An 18018-nucleotide genomic window follows, 5' to 3' on the forward strand; every position below is an offset into this window, starting at 1 on the left:
GGGCGGCTCAGTGCCGCAGCGGCCAGGCCGCCCCGGCGTGGTCGGCGTCCTCACCGGCGTACCGGGCACCGGCCTCGGTCAGGGTCTCCAGCAGGCTCAGCGGATCCGGCAGCGGATGCTCGGGCCCGCGCACCCAGTGCACGGTCTGGTCCTCACCGGGCAGCCGCGCCGGCGGTACGAGGACGTAGGAGCCGCGGCAGTGCCACCGCAGACCGGGGTGCTCGTCCATCGTCTCGGGGTGGCAGTCCAGTTCGCACGGCCACCACTCGTCCTCGTCCTCGGGCGTCCCGCGGGTGAGGGTGAAGAACAGCATGCGGCCGTCGTCGCTCTCGGCGACGGGCCCGACCTCGACACCGTCGGCGAGCAGCCGCTCCAACGCACTGCGACCGGCATCCAGGGGCACGTCGAGGACGTCGTGCACCATGCCGGTCGCGGTGATGAAGTTGGCCTGCGGCTGATGGCGGGCCCAGCGTTCGATCTGGGCGCGGTCGGTGGTCGACTGCGTCTGCCAGGCGAAGGACACCGGATGCCGGGCCGGGGTGGGACAGCCCACGCGGTCGCAGGAGCAGCGGTAGCCGGCCGGGTGGGCGGCGGGCGCGAGCGGCAGTCCAGCGCCGGCGGCGGCGAGCAGCAGGTCCTCACGGCCGCCGTCACCGGCGGTCTCCTTCGGCCGGCGCCCGGCGCGCAGCCACTGGGTGAGTTTGCCCTGCAGACCGGTCCGGCCGCCGTACTCCGCGCTCATCTATCCCCTCGCCTCGCTGTCGTGCGGAACAGCATGCCTCATGGTCCCATCTTCCCGCGCGCCGGGGGGCCAGTGCCCACATCCGGGGCAGGAGGGCCGAGACATGCACCGGTGGGGCGAGGCACATGCCCGTGGGGCGAGGCGTACTCCGCACCATGATCGGGTGTCATTGCCCGCTTTGCCGTGACATGCCGCCCTACCGTGGTCGCCATGGTCACAAGGATCGCGCTGACGGGCCTCGCCTCCGCGGCTTCCGTGGTCTCGCTGACCCTCACGGGACCGGCGGCCGGCGTCGCCCCGGCTCTGCCGGCGGGCATCCGTCCGCCGGAGGGACGCACCCGCCCGCTGGAGTGGGGCACCGGCCCCCTGACCGTGGCGGCGCTCCCGCGCACCACGTACGTCGCCCACCGCGGCGGTGCCCGCGAGGTCCCCGAGAACAGCATGACGGGGCTGATGGCCGCCTACGAGCGCGGTACGGCGCAGGTGCTGGACTTCGACACGCGGCTGCTGCGCGACGGAACGCCCGTGGTGTTCCACGACGAGACGCTGAACCGCACCACCTACCTGGGCGGCGAGGTGCGCGGCCTCGACGCCCGGGAGTGGCAGGGCGTCCGGCTGCGCCCGAAGGACGCGCTGCCCGGCAGCTGGCGGTCGGAACGGCCGCCGACGGTCGCGGAGGTGCTGGATCGTTTCGGCGGGCGGATCGTGCTGATGCTGGAGGCGAAGGACCCGCGCAGCCTCGACCGGCTGGCCGGGCTGATCCGGGCCCGTGGCCTGAATCGCTCGGTGTTCGTGAACTCCAACGACCCGGAGGTGGCCCGGCGTGCCCATCACCTGGGCCTGCTCGCCCAGTTGTGGCGCTCGGCGCGGCAACTGCGCACGGACCGCCCGGAGCGCTGGCGGCCGTACGTGGACCTGCTGGACGTGGACCACCGGGCGCGTGACGCGGACCTGGTGCGGGCGGTGAAGTCGGGGATCCGGCGCGTGTGGGCGCACACCGTGGTGACGGACGCGCAGCGGGACCGGGTGCTGGCGCTGGGCTGCGACGGGGTGATCACGGACACGCCGGGCCGCCTCGCGCGGGCCGCTCAGCGGGGCGCGAGGCCGTGAAGGGCGTAGTCGACGAGGGTGTCGGTGTACTCGTAGGAGATCGGGCCCGTGTGCTGGAGCCAGCGCTGGGCGAGCGGGGAGATGAAGAACTCCAGGGCGATGCGCGGGTCGATCTCGGGCCGCACCTGGCCGGCGTCCTGTGCGGCGCGCAGCCGGCCGATGTAGAGGTCGAGTGAGGGCTGCATCAGCTTGGCGACGAGCTCGCGTCCGAGCTGCTCGTTGACGACGCCCTCGGCGGCCAGCGCGCGGGACGGCGCCTCGTACCTCGGGTCGCGCAGCTGGTCGACGGTGGCGCGCAGGACGCCCTTGACGTCGGTGGCGAGGTCGCCGGTGTCGGGGAAGACGTACGGCACCGGACCCGCCTCCCGCAGGGACTGCTCGCCCAGGTCGAGGAACGCCTCCATCAGCACGTCCGCCTTCGACGACCACCAGCGGTAGATCGTCTGCTTCCCGACACCGGCGCGGGCGGCGATGCCCTCGACGGTGGTCTTCGGGTAGCCGACCTCCACGACGAGCGAGAGGGCGGCGGCGTAGATGGCGCGGCGGGACTTCTCGCTGCGCCGGGTGGAGTCGGGGGCGGGCTTGGCGGGCTGAGCGGACTTCTGTGCGGACATGGGTCGAATTTATCAGGTTGACAAGACGGAGCGTCTCGCCGGACAGTGGAGCGGTACGTACGAGACGAACCGTCTCGTCACTGACCGGACGTGGGAAAGGAGCCCGACATGGCCCGGGGCGGAGCCGGAAACCTGCTGGGTATCGGCGGATCGCGCCAGAAGCTCGGCCGCAAGGCGCTACGCGGCGGCGGCCGGGGCGGCCGGATCGGCGGCGGCCTCGATCCGCAGGCCCACAAGCGCGAACTGCTGCGCAAGCTCCAGGAGAAGCGACAGCAGCAGGAACGACGGGAGGGCCGTACGACCGACGAGTCCTCGTGAGCCTCCCCCGCCCGGGGGAGACGGTCCCCTCGCGCGCGGGATCCTCCAGGGGCGTCCGGCGGATGTGCTGAAGCGGCCGAGAAACCGCGACCGACGGACGCCCGGGAGGACTCACGATGCGTGTGTGGACCAGACGACGAGTGCTCACCTCGGCGGCGACGGCCGTCTCGGCGGCGGGTCTCGTCGCGGCGACGGCCCTGCCCGCCCGGGCGGCGGCCCGAGCGGCGCGGCCCGGCACCGGCGACATCGCGGACGCGCTGCGGGCACTGCCCGGACTGCGCCTGATCGAGGAGCGGCAGGACGCCGAACCGGGCTACCGGCACTTCGTCCTGGGCCTGAGCCAGCCGGTCGACCACAGGAACCCCGCGGCCGGCACCTTCGAGCAGCGCCTCACCCTGCTGCACACCGCCGCCGACCGCCCCATGGTCCTCACCACCACGGGCTACCACGCGGTCGTCTCGCCCTGGCGGAGTGAACCGACGATCCTGCTCGGTGCCAACCAACTCCAGGTGGAACACCGCTACTTCGGCACGTCACGCCCGGCAGGGACCGGCTACGCCCGTCTCACGATCCGCCAGGCCGCCGACGACCACCACCGCGTCGTCCGCCTCTTCCGCCGGCTCTACCCCGGTGCGTGGATCTCCACCGGCAGCAGCAAGGGCGGCATGGCGACGGTCTACCACCGCCGCTTCCACCCCCAGGACGTGGACGGCACGGTGGTCTACTCGGCTCCGAACAACGTCGACGACCGCGACGACTCCGCCCACCTGCGCTTCCTGGAGACGGTCGGCACCCCGGCAGGCCGCGAGGCCGTCAGGTCCGCACAGCGGCGGCTGCTGCTCGACCGGGCCGAGATGGTCGCCCGTTACGAGGCCTGGGCGGCCGCGGGCAACGACACCTTCCGCATCATCGGCAGCGCCGACCAGGCCTTCGAGATCGCCGTACTGCGCGTGCTGTTCATGTTCTGGCAGCGGGGCAGCGCGGCCGACGCCGCCACGATCCCCGGCCCGGAGGCGACGGCCGACGAGCTGTACACCTGGCTCCACGACACGGCGGGGCTGCCTCTCTACGCCGACACGGCGGCGCGGCGGTACGTCCCGTACTGGTACCAGATCGGCACGCAGCTGGGGTACGGCGATGTCCCCACCGGCCATGTGGCGGACCTGATGCGCCACTCCGGCGGCATCGAGGCGCGCAACTTCGTCCCCCGGGACATCCCCATGGCCTTCGACGCGGCAGCCATGCCGGACATCGACCGCTGGGTCCGCCGCCATGGCAGCCGGCTGCTGTTCGTCAACGGCACCCAGGACCCTTCCGTGGCCGAGTACTTCAACCCCGGCGGCCGCGACTCCGCGGTCCTCTGGGTCCCGGGAGGCAACCACAACATCGAGATCGCGAACCTGTCCCCCGCCGACCGGGCGTCGGCGGAGGAGGCGTTGTTCCGCTGGGCCGGTCAGGAGTACTTCACGCACACGTTGGGCACGTAGCCCACGGTGCCGCGGTAGTTGACCTTGCGCCAGTAGTGGTAGCTCTTGATCCCGCAGGCGTTCTTGTACGAGCCGCCGTCGACGCCCTTGATGTCACAGCCCTTGGTGCCCTTGTACCAGAGGCGCAGGATGGTCGACTTGGTGCTGGCCGACTTGCGCACATTGACGTTCGAAAGTGCCGTGAGGCTCTTGCACTTCGCCGTGGCCGCGACGGTGGTCATGTCGTCGCTCTGCACGGTCGCCGTGCCGGAGGCACTCGGCACGAACCCGGCCAGGGCCAGGGCCGCCACCGCCAGCGGGGCGATCAGAAGCTTCTTCAAAGGTTCCTCCCGTTTCTGTGGTGCGCATTACTCACGCCCGAGGGCGCGGAGTTGATCTTATGCGTACCTGACAGGAGTCCCGATCATGGTGCCGGCGGCCAGGCGTCGCCCCAGTCCGCGTCCCGTGCCGCCTTGTAGAGATCGCCGTGGCGTTTGGTGACGGTGGTGCGGTGCAGGGACGGTTCGGTCTCGCACAGGTCGAGGAGGACCTGGCCCTTGCGGATCTGCGGGCGCCTGACGACACGGGAGGCTGCCGGGGTGACGGGGAAGCGGGCGGCGGCGACGTAGCTGAACTTCTCGTCCTCGTAGGGGAGGGAGCCGCCCTTGACCTGGCGGTGCAGGGAGGAACGGCTGACCCGGGCGGAGAAGTGGCACCAGTCCGTGCCCGGGGCGATGGGGCAGGCGGCGCTGTGCGGGCAGGGGGCGGCGACGTGGAAGCCGGCGTCGACCAGCCGGTCGCGGGCCTCGATGACGCGGGCGTAGCCGTCGGGGGTGCCCGGTTCGACGATCACCACGGCCTGGGCCGCGGTCGCGGCGGCGTCGACGAGGGCGGTGCGGTCGGGGGCGGTCAGCTCGTTGAGGACATAGGAGACGGTGACGAGATCAGTGCTCTCCAGGGTGAGCGCCGCTCCGATCCGAGAGCGCTGCCACCGTACGTCCCGCAGGGCCGGGTCGGCCGCGGCGATCTCCCGGCCGAGGGCGAGCGCGGGCTCGGCCCAGTCGAGCACGGTGACGGGCCGCTTTCCGCCCCAGGTCGCGCTCACGGCCCAGGCGGCGGCACCCGTACCGCCGCCGACGTCGGTGTGCGATCCGGGCACCCACGCGGGCGCCGCCTCGGCGAACGCCTCCAGCGCCGACCGCACCGCCTCGAAGGTCGCGGGCATCCGGTAGGCGGCGTAGGCGGCGACATCCGCCCGGTCACGGAGGATGGGAGCGTCGGTCGGGGTGGCCCCGCGGTAGCTGGCGATCAGCCGCTCGACCGCCTGCGCGGCCTGCCGGGGCGGCAGCCCGTCGAGCAGACCGGCGAGGGCGGCGCGGAGGGTTTCGGCCGGGGGTGCGGGGGCGTTCACCCGGCGATTCTACGAGGGCCCGAGCCCGGAGACTCACCCGTCCGGACTGGTCGGACTGTGCACGTGGCGCGGTCGGCATGACGCTGGAAGCCAAGTTCTCGCGTCGAGCTCACAGCTGTCCAGGAGCTCGATCATGGCCCGGAACCGCCGTCTGACCTGAGCTCGCGGTCCGAAGTCTGGCGCCTGCTGTGCGACGGCCACCGCTACGGGGAGTGGGTGACAGGAACCCGGCAGGTCCTCGCCGCGGACCCGCACTGGCGGGAGGTGGGTGCCCGGCTGAAGGTCCGCGTCGGCACCGGCCTGACTTCTCACCCTCGACGACACCTGTCTCGTCCGCGTATGCGAACCGCCACCGCCTGGAAGTGGAGGCGAAGGCAGATCCCTTCGGCGCGGCCCGCATCGCTATGAGGTTGCTCCCCTGGGGCAAGCACACCCTGCTGACGAAGCTGGCTCGAATCGCGGTGCGCGAGGGTGATGGGGGCGTTTGAGGCATTGCTGCGCTCCCCCGGGTGCCGAGACTGTCCGATCGCGGAGTGCCGATGGTGCCGCCGTCGCCGGTTGTGTGACCGGCGACCAGCTCCACGAGGAGCATCGGCGGGATCGGCGCGGCTGTGACCGCGGAGACCCGTAGGCGGCCCTTCTTCTGGTGCCTCCGGCACGATTCCAACCCGTGACACCCGCTTTAAGGAGTTCGATCCATGCTCAGCCCGGCTGTGTCGTCGCCCGGTCGCGGTAGCTGCGCCGGGCCGTGCATGGGTGCCTGCGTCCGACGCTGTCGATGTCACTCGTGGATGTCAGCTCGCCCTATCCGCAGAGGTTTCTCTTGGCGATCAGTGATGGTGAACTCCATCCACTCGATGCCGGCGACACGGAAACTGGCTCCGACGTTAGAGGACGCGATGCCCTCGAACTCATGACGTACGCCTGACTCCGGGCTGCTGAGGGTCCAGGGCGTCGCGACCCTCCATGCCCGCTGAAGGGTGGTGAAAAGTGCATCCTCCGGGGCGGAACGACGGAGGGGAGAGACGAACCGCAGCTCGGCCACAGCTCTGGGAACTTCCAGTACCGCTCGTAACTTTCGATCTCGATGGTGTGCGGCAACAGCTCTCCGATGCGGCCGACCACTCGCTCGGCACCGCGGCGGTGGGCCACGTGCGCGTAGCAGCGCCAACGGATCGTCTCGAACATGCTGACACTGTAGGGCTCTTGGAGAACTGTGCCGCGGCCTCTTCCGGCCCAGCCTGCCAGCCCCTCAGAGATGGCGCTTGGACGCTCTGACCAGTCGGCTGATGTCGTCGCGGGTCTTCACCCTGCGCTGGTCGAGCTCGGTCCTGCTATCCGTCTTGGGCAGCACTGTGACGTCCGCAAGCACAGCTTCCGCCGCCTGGCTCAAAGCCTCGTCATCGGTGAGCATCTGCACCCGGAAGAGGGCCTCCTGGGCGTTGGAGCGCAGGTCGTAGGCGCGGACTCGCACCGCGCCGGGGTCCTCGTGTGGTGGTTGTTCATGTTCGCAGAACCAGAGATGCACCAGGCAGCGGCGGTAGTTGATGAGTGCGCCGGCGTAGGCGGAGTAGGCATCGAGCCGCTCCTGCCGGAGCCTCTCATGGCGGGTGAACTGATGCCCCTTGTCGGTGGTGCGCTGCTGAAACGCCAGGGTGAGCCCTGAGCCGAGCAGGGTTCCCAGAACGGCTATGGCACTGGCGATGATGGTCTCCACACACCAAGCTGATCACGTATCGCCGACCGGGCGCAGTACAAGCCCTGTCTCACGCCAACACGCTTTCCAACTGGGTTGGTGGGGTGGTGGGGTATGTGCAGGGGCGTTCAACTGGGTTCATGGGCGGACGGCCCGTACGTCGTGTCCGGCGTGAGGTCGCCTGTGAACGACCGTGAACGGGGCTGAATGAGACGAAAACCGAGACGGGCGCCTCCCGCCCTCCGGCACCACCGGCCGGGAGGGAAGTCCCTTACCTTCTCGATGACCCCGGTGAATCCCACGACGGGCCGACCGGCTGAGTCGTCCGACCGGCCAGATCGATGGTCGAACAACATCGTTCCACGACAGGATGCCGTCATGCGCCACGCTTACGAAGAGTCCGAGCTGCTCAAGTTGACCCGCCGCTACGTCACGCCCGGCCAGCGGTACCTCAAACTCGGTGGCAGCCTTCTCGGGATGAGTGGGCGCGAGCGCGCCAAGTTCACGCGGAAGTTGGGAAAGGCTGCCAGTGATATCAGCCTCCGGGCAGCCCGGCAGTCGGTTCCACGTGGAAGGGCCGTCCAGGAACGAGTTTGTGGGAGAGGCTGACAGCGTCGAAGCAGCCGTGGCGATGGTCGTTGACCGCTTGCCGCCGGGCTGTGGTCCCGCCGTCGTCAAGCGGGCGTGGCCACACTGCGACGTCGTCACCCCAGGAATGGACCACCGTTATGGTTGCTCTTCTGTCTTGACGGTGAACGGTCCGGTGGCGAGGGCTACACAAGGGGTGACGTCCGTTGTCTCGCCCGCCGCCACACCCGCCTCGCACAGCTGGCCGCCATTCTCGCGCAGGTCGAGGTAGAAGCGCGTGGTCTTGCCGTCCTGCTTGAGGCCGTGAATGCGTTCGTCGATGTAACCGAGGCTGTTCAGGGTCTTCCGGACCTTGGCGGGGGTGGGCTCCACGACTTTTTGCAGCGCCTCGATGATGCGCTGTTCGTGGTGGACGCTCGTGCACCCATCGTGCCGGTCCAACTCTGTCGCAGGCCCTGTGGGAGGGCCGGGTTCGATCGGGTCGGTTGGGGGCGTTTCCCCAGGGGCGAGACTCCGCACCGGCTCCGGACTGGTCGACTTTCCGGGCGGTGCCGGCGGGATCCCGTCGGACGGGGGACACGCCTGCGCGTACCTATCCAGCATTGCCGCGAACGCCTCCTGCTCGGGGGATGTCTGTGTGGGTCTCGCCTTGGAGGCGACGCTGCTGACCCGCTCACCCTGTGGGCCACTCCCCTTCAGCTCACTTCCGCAGCCGGTGATTGCCAGAGAGGCGAGAGCGGCGGCCGCGAGGCCGCGCCGGTGATGGGCGAATGCGCTGATGGAGGCACGGATGTGTGTCATATGCAGAGTCTCCGGTGACCACCGCTCGCCCTGCTTGAGTACGCGTACTTACCCACATGGGTACTCGACTTCAGCAGCCGACGGGTGTTCCGTGCTGCGAGGAAGTAGTGCCCCCGGGACCGGATCGCGTGTGGCACGGCGCCTGAAACGGCTAAGGGCCAGCCCGGGAGGAAACCCCTCCTGAGCTGGCCCTTCTCTCTGTGCCCCGGCAGGATTCGAACCTGCGACACCCGCTTTGGGAGAGCGGTGCTCGTGCCCGGCCCCTCATGACCACATGACCACCCCGCACATCATCGCTCCCCCTCTCACATCCCCCGCACCGCCCGAGCCACCCGCGACCCCGCCGCCGCCCTCGGCGCGCTGTCCGGACGGCGGCGGCGTGGGTGGACCGCGTTGGTGAGGAGGATGAGGTACGTGTCCGTCGCCGGGTCGAGAACGAGGGACGTGCCCGTGAAGCCCGTGTGGCCCGCCGCGCCGCGACCCGCCAGGTCGCCCATGAACCAGGGCTGGTCGAGGGAGAAGCCCAGGCCCGGCGGGGTGAAGAGGAGGTCGACGAAGTCGGGGCCGAGGATGCGGGCGGGGCCGTAGGAGCCGCCGGCGAGGAGGGCGCGGCAGAACACCGCGAGGTCCCGGCCTGTGGAGAACAGGCCCGCGTGGCCCGCCACGCCGCCCAGCGCCCAGGCGTTCTCGTCGTGCACCTCGCCCCGCAGCATCCCCCGGTCCGCCTTGGCCCACGGCCGCCGCTGGTCCTCCGTCGCCGCCGCCCCGGGGCACGGCCCGAACTCCGTCGCCGTCATGCCCAGCGGCCGGGTGATGCCGTCGCGGAAGAGGACGTCGAGCGTGCGGCCGGTGATGCGTTCCAGGACGTGCTGGAGGAGCAGCATGTTCAGGTCGGAGTAGCGGTACGTGCCCGGGACCGCGACCGGCGCCTCCGCCCGCAGTGCCGCCAGCCGCTCGGCGTCGTCGGCGCAGTCGTACAGCGGGAGTTCGGGCCGCAGCCCGGAGGTGTGGGTGAGCAGCTGCCGTACGGTGATGCCGTGCCGGGCGGCGGCCGTGAAGTCGGGCAGGTACGCCCCCACCCGCGCGTCGATGCCCAGGGTGCCGCGCTCGATCTGCTGCACGGCGGCCACGGCTGTGAACAGTTTGGTCAGGGACGCCAGGTCGAAGGGAGTGCCGACGGTCATCGGGACGCGGTCCTCGGCAGGCAGTTCCACACCGGCGTCGGTGTCCTCGTCGTAGGCCGAGTACCGCACGGCCCAGCCCGCCGCCTCCTCCACCGCGATCACCGGGCCGCGTCCGACGACCACGACCGCGCCCGGCGCCCAGGGGCGCTGCCCGGTGGTGAGGACGTGGACCTCCCGGACCAGGTGGCGCAGTTCCCCGGGGTCGAGTCCGGCCCGTTCCGGCGTGCCGTCGCGCAGTCTTGGTGCGCTCAGCTGTCTGCTCCCTCCGCGTTCACGCGCCTGCTGTCCGTCTTCCCGTCCGTCTGCCCGTCGGTCTTCCGTTCCGTCTTCCAGGGTCGGCACATTCCCACGAAGCAGGCCAGTGCCACCAGGGCGGCGGCCAGTTGGACGACGGCCATCGGGACGGCCGTGTCCTCCCCGGCGACGCCGACGAGCGGGGAGGCGATCGCGCCGATGAGGAAGGACGACGTGCCGAGCAGGGCGGACGCCGAGCCGGCGGCGTGCTTGGTACGCATCAGGGCGAGGGCCTGGGTGTTGGGCAGGGTGATGCCCATCGCGGACATCAGCACGAACAGCGCGACGGCGACGGGCGCGAGAGGGACCTCGCCGAACACCCCGAGGGACATCAGCAGCAGCGCGGTCGCGGCGGTGACGACGATCGACAGGCCGATCCCGAGGACGCGGTCCAGGCTGACCCGGCCGACGAGGACCTTGCCGTTGATCTGGCCGACGAGGACCAGCCCGACCGAGTTGACGCCGAACAGCAGGCTGAACGTCTGCGGGGAGGCGCCGTAGATCTCCTGGATGACGAACGGGGACGCCGAGATGTAGGCGAACAGGGCGGCGAAGGCGAAGCCGCCGGTGAGGGTGTAGCCGGCGAAGGAGCGGTCGGCGAGCAGGCCGCGCATCGCGCGCAGGGCCTCGCCGACGCCGCCGCTGTGGCGCTGAGCGGGCGGCAGGGTCTCGGGCAGCCTCGTCCAGACCAGGGCCCCGATGAGGATGCCGATGACCGTCAGGACGATGAACACGCCCCGCCAGTCCGTCACGCGCAGGACCTGCCCGCCGATGAGCGGCGCCACGATCGGGGCGACCCCGGAGATCAGCATGAGGGTGGAGAAGAAGCGGGCCATGGCCATGCCGTCGTACAGGTCGCGGACGACGGCCCGGGCGATGACGATGGCGGCCGCGCCCGCGAGGCCCTGCGCCAGCCGGAAGGCGACGAGGAGTTCGACGGTGGGCGCGAGAGCGCACAGGACGGTGGCGACGATGAAGACGCCGAGCCCGGCGAGGAGGGGGCGACGGCGTCCCCAGCGGTCACTCATCGGACCGACGACGAGCTGGCCGAGCGCCATGCCGGCCAGGCAGGTGGTGAGGGTGAGCTGGACGGTCGCGGCGGGCGACTGCAGGGAACGGGTGACCTCCGGCAGGGCCGGGAGGTACATGTCCATCGCCAGCGGAGGTACGGCGGTCAGGCTTCCGAGGAGGAAGGTGACGAGGAGCCCGGTGCGGCGGTGCGGTGTGAGGTCGGGCCGCTCCGTCCCGGCTGCGGCCCCCTGCGCGGTGTTCGGTATGGACGCCCCACCCTCGGGCATGAGTCCCTCCCTTTTCGAGTCGATCGCCACCTATGCTCTCAGCTCGTACGGACTGCTCGGGGTCACGAGGTGAAGGCGGGGCGCGATGACGGCGGACACGGTGCGGTGGGGGATCCTGGCGACCGGCGGGATAGCGGGCGCGTTCACCGCGGACCTGATCGACCTGCCGGACGCGGAGGTCGTGGCGGTGGCGTCCCGGTCGGAGGCGTCCGCGAAGACGTTCGCCGAACGGTTCGGGATCCCGCGGGCGTACGGCGACTGGAACGCGCTCGCGCGGGACGAGGACATCGATGTCGTCTACGTCGCCACGCCGCACACGGCGCACCGGACCGCCGCCGGTCTGTGTCTGGCGGCCGGGCGCAACGTGCTGTGCGAGAAGCCGTTCACGCTGAACGTGCGCGAGGCGGCGGAACTCGTCGCGCTGGCGCGGGAGCACGGGCGCTTCCTGATGGAGGCGATGTGGATGTACTGCAATCCGCTGGTGCGGCGGCTGAAGTCGCTGGTCGACGACGGGGCGATCGGTGAAGTGCGCACGGTCCAGGCCGACTTCGGGCTGGCCGGTCCGTTCCCGCCCTCGCACCGGCTGCGGAACCCGGAGCTGGGCGGGGGCGCGCTGCTCGATCTCGGCGTGTATCCGGTGTCGTTCGCGCAGCTGCTGCTCGGGGAGCCGTCGGACATCGCGGCGAGAGCGGTGCTCTCCGAGGAGGGCGTCGATCTCCAGACGGGAGCACTGCTCTCCTGGGAGAGCGGCGCTCTTGCCTCGGTGCACTGCTCCATCGTCGGCGGCACGGCGACCTCCGCCTCGGTCACCGGCTCGCAGGGCCGTATCGACATCCCGCACGGCTTCTTCTTCCCGGACCGCTTCGTGCTGCACCGCGACGGCCGTGACCCCGAGGAGTTCACGGCCGACCCGGCGGACGGGCCCCGCAACAGCCTCCGTCACGAGGCGGCCGAGGTGATGCGCGCCGTGCGCGCCGGTGAGAGCGAGTCCCCGCTCGTCCCGCTCGACGGCACGCTCGCCGTGATGCGGACGCTCGACGCGATCCGGGACCGCGTCGGCGTCCGCTATCCGGGCGAGACCCCGGACGAGGACCTCACGGCCGAGCTCACGCCGGCTTGAGCCCCTGCTCCCCCACCTGAGTCACGAAGGACGCGGCCGTCGTGACCGGCGCCCCCTGCCGGGTCACGTACGGCACGGTCTTGAAGTCGGCCCGCGCCGACTCCTGCCCGAGGGCGACGGTGACGTAGCCGCGCCGGCCGTTGAAGAACTTCAGGTGCGGGTTGGCGCCCATGTAGGTGTCCCAGGTGGCGGGCTTGTCGGCGCCGTCCCGGCCGCTGGAGATCGACGTCGCCACGATCTCGGTGCCGAGGGTGGCGGAGGACTGGTCGTCGAAGTCGTCCTTGATGTCGAAGGCGTACGCCGCGTGCACGTCGCCGCTGAGGACCATCAGGTTCTCGACACCGGCGGCCTTCGCCCCGTCGAGGACGCGCCGGCGTGAGGCGCTGTAGCCGTCCCAGGCGTCCATCGACACCCGCGACGGGGTGGTGGCGTCCATGTGCCGCCGGGCGAACAGGACCTGCTGCGGTACGACGTTCCACAGCGCCCGTGAGGAGCGCCAGCCGTCGAGCAGCCACCGTTCCTGCGTCGCGCCGGTCATGGTGCGCGCCGGGTCGTCGGACTCGGGGCCGGGGACGTGCGCCTTGTCGCCGTAGGCCTGGTCGGAGCGGTACTGGCGGGTGTCCAGGACGTCGAACTGGGCGAGCCGGCCCCAGTGCAGGCGGCGGTAGAGCCGCATGTCCGGTCCGGCGGGGCGCTGCGGCTGCCGCAGCGGCTGGTTCTCCCAGTAGGCGCGGTAGGCGGAGGCGCGGCGCAACAGGAACTCCTCCGGCGGGACGCTGTTCTCGGGGATGTCATCGGCGTAGTTGTTCTCGGTCTCGTGGTCGTCCCAGGTGACGACGAAGGGGTGCGCGGCGTGCGCGGCGACGAGGTCGGGGTCGGACTTGTAGAGGGCGTACCGCAGGCGGTAGTCCTCCAGGGTCAGCGTCTCGCGGTTGAAGAGGCCGGGCAGCGTGCGGTCGGTGTAGTTGCGCTGGCCGCCGGCGGAGTTGACGGCGTACTCGTAGAGGTAGTCGCCGAGGTGGAGGACGAGGTCGACGTCGTCGGCGGCGAGATGGGCGTACGGCGTGTAGTAGCCGTCGTGGTAGGCCTGGCAGGAGACGGCGGCGAGGGTGAGTTCCGGGACGCGGCTGCCGGGGTCCGGGGCGGTGCGGGTGCGGCCGGTCGGGCTGACCCAACGGCCCACGCGGAAGCGGTAGTAGTAGACGCGGCCGGCGTCCAGGTGGCCGGCCTCGACGTGGACGGTGTGGTGGAACTCGGGGTGCGCGGTGGCGGTGCCGCGCCGGGCGATGCGGCGGAACCGCTCGTCGTGGGCCAGCTCCCAGTGGACGGTGACGCGTTCGGCGGGCAGTCCGCTGTCGGCCTGGAACGGGGCGGGCGCGAGGCGGGTCCACAGGATGACCGAGCCGGGCAGCGGGTCGCCGGAGGCGACGCCCAGCGTGAACGGGTTCTCGGTGATCCGCGCGGCGTCGAGTTCGGCGGCGGCCGCGACTCCCGGGGACGGCAGGTTGGTCGCGAAGGCCAGCGCGGCGGCGGCGCCGGTGGCGGTCAGGAAGCGGCGGCGGCCGATGTGCCGGGCGGCCGCGCGGAGTTCGGGGGCGTGCTGGGACGGGTGTGCTGCGGGTGTCATCCGGTCCTCCCCTGACGAATGGCTGCAGGGGGCATTGGAGTGGCCGGGGACGACACCTGGTTGACACGTACACAGCACTCGCGTGACGGATGGATGAGTTCCGCATGGCGGGCCCTCCCGTACGCTGCGGGCCCATGAATGCCAAGGAAAATGCGATCGCGGTGGTGACCGGGGCGGGATCCGGTATCGGGCGCGCGGTCGCCGTGGAACTGCTCCGCGCCGGCTGGTCGGTGGCGCTGGCGGGCCGGCGCGCCGGGACCCTGGAGGAGACGGCGGCCCTGGTGCCCGAGGGCGCGGCTCTCGCCGTACGGACGGACGTCTCACGGCCCGAGGACGTGACCGCCCTGTTCGCCGCCACCGTCGAGCGCTTCGGGCGGGTCGACCTGCTGTTCAACAACGCGGGCACGTTCGGGCCCGGCGGCGTGCCGGTCGAGGAGCTGCCCTACGACGCGTGGCGGCACGTGGTGGACACCAACCTCAACGGGGCGTTCCTGTGCGCGCAGGCGGCGTACCGGCAGATGAAGGAGCAGGACCCGCAGGGCGGGCGGATCATCAACAACGGCTCGATCTCCGCGCACACGCCGCGTCCGCACTCGGTGGCCTACACCGCGACCAAGCACGCGCTGACCGGCCTGACCAAGTCTCTGTCGCTGGATGGGCGGCCGTACCGCATCGCCGTCGGGCAGATCGACATCGGCAACGCGGCGACGGACATGACGGCCGGTATGGGGACGGGAGCGCTTCAGGCGAACGGCGAGGTCGCCCCGGAACCGGTGATGGACGTCGCCGACGTGGCCCGCACGGTGCGGCACATGGCGGAGCTGCCGCTGGAGGCGAATGTGCAGTTCGCGACCGTCCTGGCCACGACGATGCCGTACGTCGGGCGCGGCTGACCCCGGGGGCGCGCACTCGTCAACCCGTCAACCTGCACAAACGGAATATGAACGTCCGTACCATTGCGGCCGGTCGGGCGCTTATGCTCAAATCTCCTACACGAAAGCTTCACAGTTGGAGCGCAGAGCCTCCATCTGAGAACTTCCGCCGGCCACATTTCCAGGGGGGGCCGCGGCAGTCGTTCCACGGCACCGGGTGGGGGTGGACCCCGCGTGGGACCGCGGGGTGCGCACCGATGCGCGTGGAACGACTGCCGCATACGTTCAAGGGCCGGCCCGCAAGGGTCACCGCCCGAGCAGCCGGTCCACCTCGGCCAGCTGTGCGCCGGTCAGTGCCCCCTTCTCCAGCGCCGCCGCGTTCTCCTCCGCCTGGGCGACCGAACGGAAGCCCGGGATGGGAATCGTCCGCGAACTGCGCGCCCACAACCAGGCGAGGGCGCCCTGGCCGAGCGTGCGGCCCTCGCTGGTGAGGACGTCCCTGAGGGCGTCGACGCGGGTGAGCCACTCCGGGTCGGCGCCGGACCCGTCACCGAACCCCTGCAGCCAGGCCGGGGGCCTGCTGCGGATGTCCCCCGCCTCCAACGGCTGCCCGTCCCGGCGCTTGCCGGTGAGCAGCCCCATGGCCAGCGGACTGCGGTTGACGCTCGCGAGGCCCGCCTCCTCGCACAGTCGGAGCATCGCGGGGGCGTCCTGGAGGACGTTGAGTGCGTGCTGGACGGCGGCGCAGTGCGGCCCCTCGGCGAACACGGCGGCGCGTGCGGGGTCGTCGGTGCTCCACGCGTAGGCGCGTATCAGCCCCTCGCGGACCAGGTCCTCGCACGCGTCCCGGAGCAGGGCGGCCTGTTCGGTGTCCGCGTCGGAGAGATGGAACTGGTAGAGATCGACGTAGTCGGTGCCGAGCCGGTCCAGGGACGCGGTCAGGGCACGGCGCAGGTAGGCCGGGGAGGCGTCGCTACCGGTGAGGGTCCGGGTGTCCTCGTCGAACACGTTGCCCCACTTGGTGGCCACGACGACATCGGCCCTGTGCTTGCCGAGGGCCCGGCCCAGCACGCGTTCGCTGTGTCCGGCGCCGTAGGTGTCGGCGGTGTCGAAGAAGGTGACGCCCAGGTCGAGGGCGCGCCGCACCGCCCGGACCGACTCCTCGTCGTCGACCCTGCCCCAGCCGAGCGGCTGCCCGTCGGCCCCCTGCCATTCGCCGCCGATCGCCCAGCAGCCGAAGCCGAGGGCGCTCACCTCGATGCCACTGCGTCCGAGCTGCCGTGTGGTTTCCATGTCCGGGAGGCTAGGAGTTGGAGTGCACTCGAACACAAGCCCCCGGCGGGATGGGTTTTTCAGGCCTGCCCGGTCTCGAAGCGGGAGATCCGGCCGTCGTCGTCCACGGTGAAGCTCCACCGGGTGCGCATCTCGCCCCAGGTGTCGTTGCTGTAGCGGGCGATGAGGGCGCGGCCGCCCTTGGACTCGTTGTCGACCTCCAGGTGGCCGTGGGAGGAGAAGATCTCCCGGTCGACCCAGTCGGCGAGGTCGCGGTCGGAGCCGTCGTCCGCCATGGTCGCGCCCGGCGCGAGGAGCGCCATGAAGGCCTCGCGGTCGTGGTTGTTCACGGCGGTCACGAAGGCGCGGACGGCCGGATCGCTGAGGCGCGTGGTCTGAATCGTCATGCCAGTCAGCCTCGTACCGGCCGCCCCGCCACGCCACCCGTGCCACCCGAACGGCGTCCCGGGCGGGTCCGCGGGGTGTCAGGGGTGCGACGGTGGAAACGCGACGGGGAGTGTTCCTCTGTTCCTGCTGTCTGCTCCGGGAGACGACGTGAGGCGTTACGACCGACGTGATCTGGGCCTGCTGCTGCTTCGGCTGGGGACGGGAGGTGTGCTGGCCGCGCACGGCACACAGAAGCTGTTCGGCTGGTTCGGCGGGCACGGCATCGAGGGGACCGGCCAGTTCATGGAGTCCGTCGGCTACGCCCCCGGCAAGGCGAGCGCGACGGCGGCGGGCCTCGCGGAGACCGGCGGCGGCGCGCTGCTGGCCCTGGGCCTGGCCACACCGGCGGCCGGTGCCGCGGCGGCCGGTGCGATGGCGGGCGCGGCGGCGGTGCACACGCCGAACGGCTTCTTCAACGCGAGCGGCGGCTACGAGTACGCGGCGACGCTGGGCCTCACGGCCGCCGGCCTGGCCGTCACCGGCCCGGGCAGGCTCTCCCTGGACCACGCGCTCGGGCACGCGGTGAACCGGAGCTGGATGATTCCGGCGGCGTTCGCGGCGACGGCGGCGGGGACGGCGCTGGTGGTGGGGGCGCGCGCCCGGCGGCTGCGGAAGGCCGAGGAAGGCGAGCAGGACCCGCTGTTCGAAGAGGACTTCATGGAGTAGCCGTCGGCGGCGCCTCGCTGTCAGACCCCCGTGACAGGCTGCCGCCCCATGAACGATCACACACCGCAGGCCCCGCCCTCTCCCGACCTGTGGGCCGCCGTCGAGACTCTCTGGGAGTGGCTCGGCTCCAACCGCCCGATCGAGGGCCGCGAGGGCGTGCTGCTGCGCATTCTGAAGCTGTCCGAGGAGGTCGGGGAGGTCGCCGAGGCGGTGATCGGCGCGACCGGCCAGAACCCGCGCAAGGGCGTCACCCACACCTGGGACGACGTGCAGTCGGAACTGTGCGACGTGGCCATCACGGCCCTGGTCGCCCTGCGCTCGCTCACGCCCGACTCGCGTGAGGTGTTCGCACAGCACCTGGAGCGGGTGACGCGACGGTCCTCGGGACGATCGGCACAAGCGGACGTGCCGCGTCCGTCGCTCTGACCATCGAATAACGAACAAGAGCCCGTTCACTTTTCCCCGTCGGGTTACGCTGCGGTGAAAAGCGCC

At 71.3% G+C, this 18018-nt stretch carries 18 protein-coding genes and 1 pseudogene; 8 read left to right on the top strand and 11 right to left on the bottom strand.

Going from position 1 to position 18018, the window contains the following annotated elements; translation table 11 throughout:
- Nucleotides 1–7: 7 nt before the first annotated feature.
- The gene (locus PV963_RS13140; protein ID WP_274815848.1) at nucleotides 8–742 is read right to left on the bottom strand and encodes a bifunctional DNA primase/polymerase; all 735 of its coding nucleotides are present in this window, start codon (nucleotides 740–742) and stop codon (nucleotides 8–10) included.
- 210 nt (nucleotides 743–952) lie between these two features.
- Here PV963_RS13140 and PV963_RS13145 point away from each other — a divergent pair, with 210 nt between their 5' ends.
- Nucleotides 953–1852: a glycerophosphodiester phosphodiesterase gene (locus PV963_RS13145; RefSeq protein ID WP_274815849.1), complete on the top strand. Its 900-nt coding sequence runs from the start codon at nucleotides 953–955 to the stop codon at nucleotides 1850–1852.
- On the opposite strand, the gene PV963_RS13150 is transcribed toward PV963_RS13145, so the two are convergent.
- Nucleotides 1831–2466, bottom strand: a complete 636-nt coding sequence (locus tag PV963_RS13150) for a TetR/AcrR family transcriptional regulator (RefSeq protein WP_274815850.1) — start codon at nucleotides 2464–2466, stop codon at nucleotides 1831–1833. The two genes, PV963_RS13145 and PV963_RS13150, sit on opposite strands and share 22 nt — an antisense overlap.
- Nucleotides 2467–2574: 108 nt before the next feature.
- Here PV963_RS13150 and PV963_RS13155 point away from each other — a divergent pair, with 108 nt between their 5' ends.
- A complete protein-coding gene (locus tag PV963_RS13155; protein ID WP_274815851.1) occupies nucleotides 2575–2784 on the top strand; it encodes a DUF6243 family protein in 210 nt (69 codons plus the stop codon).
- A 116-nt stretch (nucleotides 2785–2900) separates the two neighbouring features.
- The gene (locus PV963_RS13160; protein ID WP_274815852.1) at nucleotides 2901–4271 is read left to right on the top strand and encodes a S28 family serine protease; all 1371 of its coding nucleotides are present in this window, start codon (nucleotides 2901–2903) and stop codon (nucleotides 4269–4271) included.
- Here PV963_RS13160 and PV963_RS13165 read toward each other — a convergent pair.
- The 3 genes from PV963_RS13165 to PV963_RS13180 form a co-directional block, all read right to left on the bottom strand.
- Nucleotides 4238–4591 carry a hypothetical protein gene (locus tag PV963_RS13165; protein ID WP_274815853.1) on the bottom strand — a complete coding sequence of 118 codons (354 nt, stop codon included), beginning with the start codon at nucleotides 4589–4591 and terminating at the stop codon, nucleotides 4238–4240. The genes PV963_RS13160 and PV963_RS13165 overlap by 34 nt on opposite strands.
- A gap of 83 nt (nucleotides 4592–4674) precedes the next feature.
- On the bottom strand, nucleotides 4675–5661 hold the full coding sequence (locus tag PV963_RS13170; protein WP_274815854.1) for a small ribosomal subunit Rsm22 family protein: 987 nt from the start codon (nucleotides 5659–5661) through the stop codon (nucleotides 4675–4677).
- A gap of 1252 nt (nucleotides 5662–6913) precedes the next feature.
- Nucleotides 6914–7378 (bottom strand): hypothetical protein, encoded by a 465-nt coding sequence (locus tag PV963_RS13180; RefSeq protein ID WP_274815855.1) that lies wholly within the window; start codon nucleotides 7376–7378, stop codon nucleotides 6914–6916.
- Nucleotides 7379–7735: 357 nt separating this feature from the next.
- On the opposite strand from PV963_RS13180, the pseudogene PV963_RS13185 reads away from it, so the two are divergent.
- A pseudogene (locus PV963_RS13185) lies at nucleotides 7736–7891 on the top strand (DUF6000 family protein); the annotation flags it as partial.
- A gap of 192 nt (nucleotides 7892–8083) precedes the next feature.
- Here the strand turns inward: PV963_RS13185 and PV963_RS13190 are convergent.
- The 3 genes from PV963_RS13190 to PV963_RS13200 form a co-directional block, all read right to left on the bottom strand.
- Entirely contained in the window at nucleotides 8084–8746 is a 663-nt protein-coding gene (locus PV963_RS13190) for a hypothetical protein (protein WP_274815856.1), read from the bottom strand.
- Between the two features lie 305 nt (nucleotides 8747–9051).
- Entirely contained in the window at nucleotides 9052–10167 is a 1116-nt protein-coding gene (locus tag PV963_RS13195) for a serine hydrolase domain-containing protein (protein WP_274822008.1), read from the bottom strand.
- Between the two features lie 11 nt (nucleotides 10168–10178).
- A complete protein-coding gene (locus PV963_RS13200; protein WP_274815857.1) occupies nucleotides 10179–11522 on the bottom strand; it encodes a multidrug effflux MFS transporter in 1344 nt (447 codons plus the stop codon).
- 85 nt (nucleotides 11523–11607) lie between these two features.
- On the opposite strand from PV963_RS13200, the gene PV963_RS13205 reads away from it, so the two are divergent.
- Nucleotides 11608–12642 (top strand): Gfo/Idh/MocA family protein, encoded by a 1035-nt coding sequence (locus PV963_RS13205; RefSeq protein ID WP_274815858.1) that lies wholly within the window; start codon nucleotides 11608–11610, stop codon nucleotides 12640–12642.
- On the opposite strand, the gene PV963_RS13210 is transcribed toward PV963_RS13205, so the two are convergent.
- Nucleotides 12629–14269, bottom strand: coding sequence for an alkaline phosphatase D family protein (locus PV963_RS13210; protein WP_274815859.1), 1641 nt, complete (start codon nucleotides 14267–14269; stop codon nucleotides 12629–12631). The genes PV963_RS13205 and PV963_RS13210 overlap by 14 nt on opposite strands.
- Nucleotides 14270–14403: 134 nt before the next feature.
- Between PV963_RS13210 and PV963_RS13215 the strand changes: the two genes are divergently transcribed.
- Nucleotides 14404–15162 carry an SDR family oxidoreductase gene (locus PV963_RS13215; RefSeq protein WP_274815860.1) on the top strand — a complete coding sequence of 253 codons (759 nt, stop codon included), beginning with the start codon at nucleotides 14404–14406 and terminating at the stop codon, nucleotides 15160–15162.
- Nucleotides 15163–15447: 285 nt separating this feature from the next.
- Here the strand turns inward: PV963_RS13215 and PV963_RS13220 are convergent, their stop codons facing one another.
- Together PV963_RS13220 and PV963_RS13225 are read right to left on the bottom strand one after the other, a co-directional pair.
- Nucleotides 15448–16434, bottom strand: coding sequence for an aldo/keto reductase (locus PV963_RS13220; protein WP_274815861.1), 987 nt, complete (start codon nucleotides 16432–16434; stop codon nucleotides 15448–15450).
- A gap of 59 nt (nucleotides 16435–16493) precedes the next feature.
- Complete coding sequence (locus tag PV963_RS13225; protein ID WP_274815862.1) at nucleotides 16494–16820, bottom strand: nuclear transport factor 2 family protein; 327 nt, start codon at nucleotides 16818–16820, stop codon at nucleotides 16494–16496.
- Nucleotides 16821–16968: 148 nt separating this feature from the next.
- On the opposite strand from PV963_RS13225, the gene PV963_RS13230 reads away from it, so the two are divergent.
- Both PV963_RS13230 and PV963_RS13235 read left to right on the top strand, forming a co-directional pair.
- Nucleotides 16969–17526, top strand: a complete 558-nt coding sequence (locus tag PV963_RS13230; protein ID WP_274815863.1) for a DoxX family protein — start codon at nucleotides 16969–16971, stop codon at nucleotides 17524–17526.
- Between the two features lie 48 nt (nucleotides 17527–17574).
- Nucleotides 17575–17952, top strand: a complete 378-nt coding sequence (locus PV963_RS13235) for a MazG-like family protein (protein ID WP_274815864.1) — start codon at nucleotides 17575–17577, stop codon at nucleotides 17950–17952.
- The last annotated feature ends 66 nt before the right edge of the window (nucleotides 17953–18018 follow it).

The sequence above is a fragment of the Streptomyces coeruleorubidus genome (genome assembly GCF_028885415.1).
Lineage (GTDB): Bacteria > Actinomycetota > Actinomycetes > Streptomycetales > Streptomycetaceae > Streptomyces > Streptomyces coeruleorubidus_A.

Bases quoted from the DNA above. Each gene is read 5' to 3' on its own strand.
- PV963_RS13140 (WP_274815848.1), bottom strand. From the start codon at position 742: ATGAGCGCGGAGTACGGCGGCCGGACCGGTCTGCAGGGCAAACTCACC.
- PV963_RS13145 (WP_274815849.1), top strand. From the start codon at position 953: ATGGTCACAAGGATCGCGCTGACGGGCCTCGCCTCCGCGGCTTCCGTG.
- PV963_RS13150 (WP_274815850.1), bottom strand. From the start codon at position 2,466: ATGTCCGCACAGAAGTCCGCTCAGCCCGCCAAGCCCGCCCCCGACTCC.
- PV963_RS13155 (WP_274815851.1), top strand. From the start codon at position 2,575: ATGGCCCGGGGCGGAGCCGGAAACCTGCTGGGTATCGGCGGATCGCGC.
- PV963_RS13160 (WP_274815852.1), top strand. From the start codon at position 2,901: ATGCGTGTGTGGACCAGACGACGAGTGCTCACCTCGGCGGCGACGGCC.
- PV963_RS13190 (WP_274815856.1), bottom strand. From the start codon at position 8,746: ATGACACACATCCGTGCCTCCATCAGCGCATTCGCCCATCACCGGCGC.
- PV963_RS13200 (WP_274815857.1), bottom strand. From the start codon at position 11,522: ATGCCCGAGGGTGGGGCGTCCATACCGAACACCGCGCAGGGGGCCGCA.
- PV963_RS13205 (WP_274815858.1), top strand. From the start codon at position 11,608: ATGACGGCGGACACGGTGCGGTGGGGGATCCTGGCGACCGGCGGGATA.
- PV963_RS13210 (WP_274815859.1), bottom strand. From the start codon at position 14,269: ATGACACCCGCAGCACACCCGTCCCAGCACGCCCCCGAACTCCGCGCG.
- PV963_RS13215 (WP_274815860.1), top strand. From the start codon at position 14,404: ATGAATGCCAAGGAAAATGCGATCGCGGTGGTGACCGGGGCGGGATCC.
- PV963_RS13220 (WP_274815861.1), bottom strand. From the start codon at position 16,434: ATGGAAACCACACGGCAGCTCGGACGCAGTGGCATCGAGGTGAGCGCC.
- PV963_RS13225 (WP_274815862.1), bottom strand. From the start codon at position 16,820: ATGACGATTCAGACCACGCGCCTCAGCGATCCGGCCGTCCGCGCCTTC.
- PV963_RS13235 (WP_274815864.1), top strand. From the start codon at position 17,575: ATGAACGATCACACACCGCAGGCCCCGCCCTCTCCCGACCTGTGGGCC.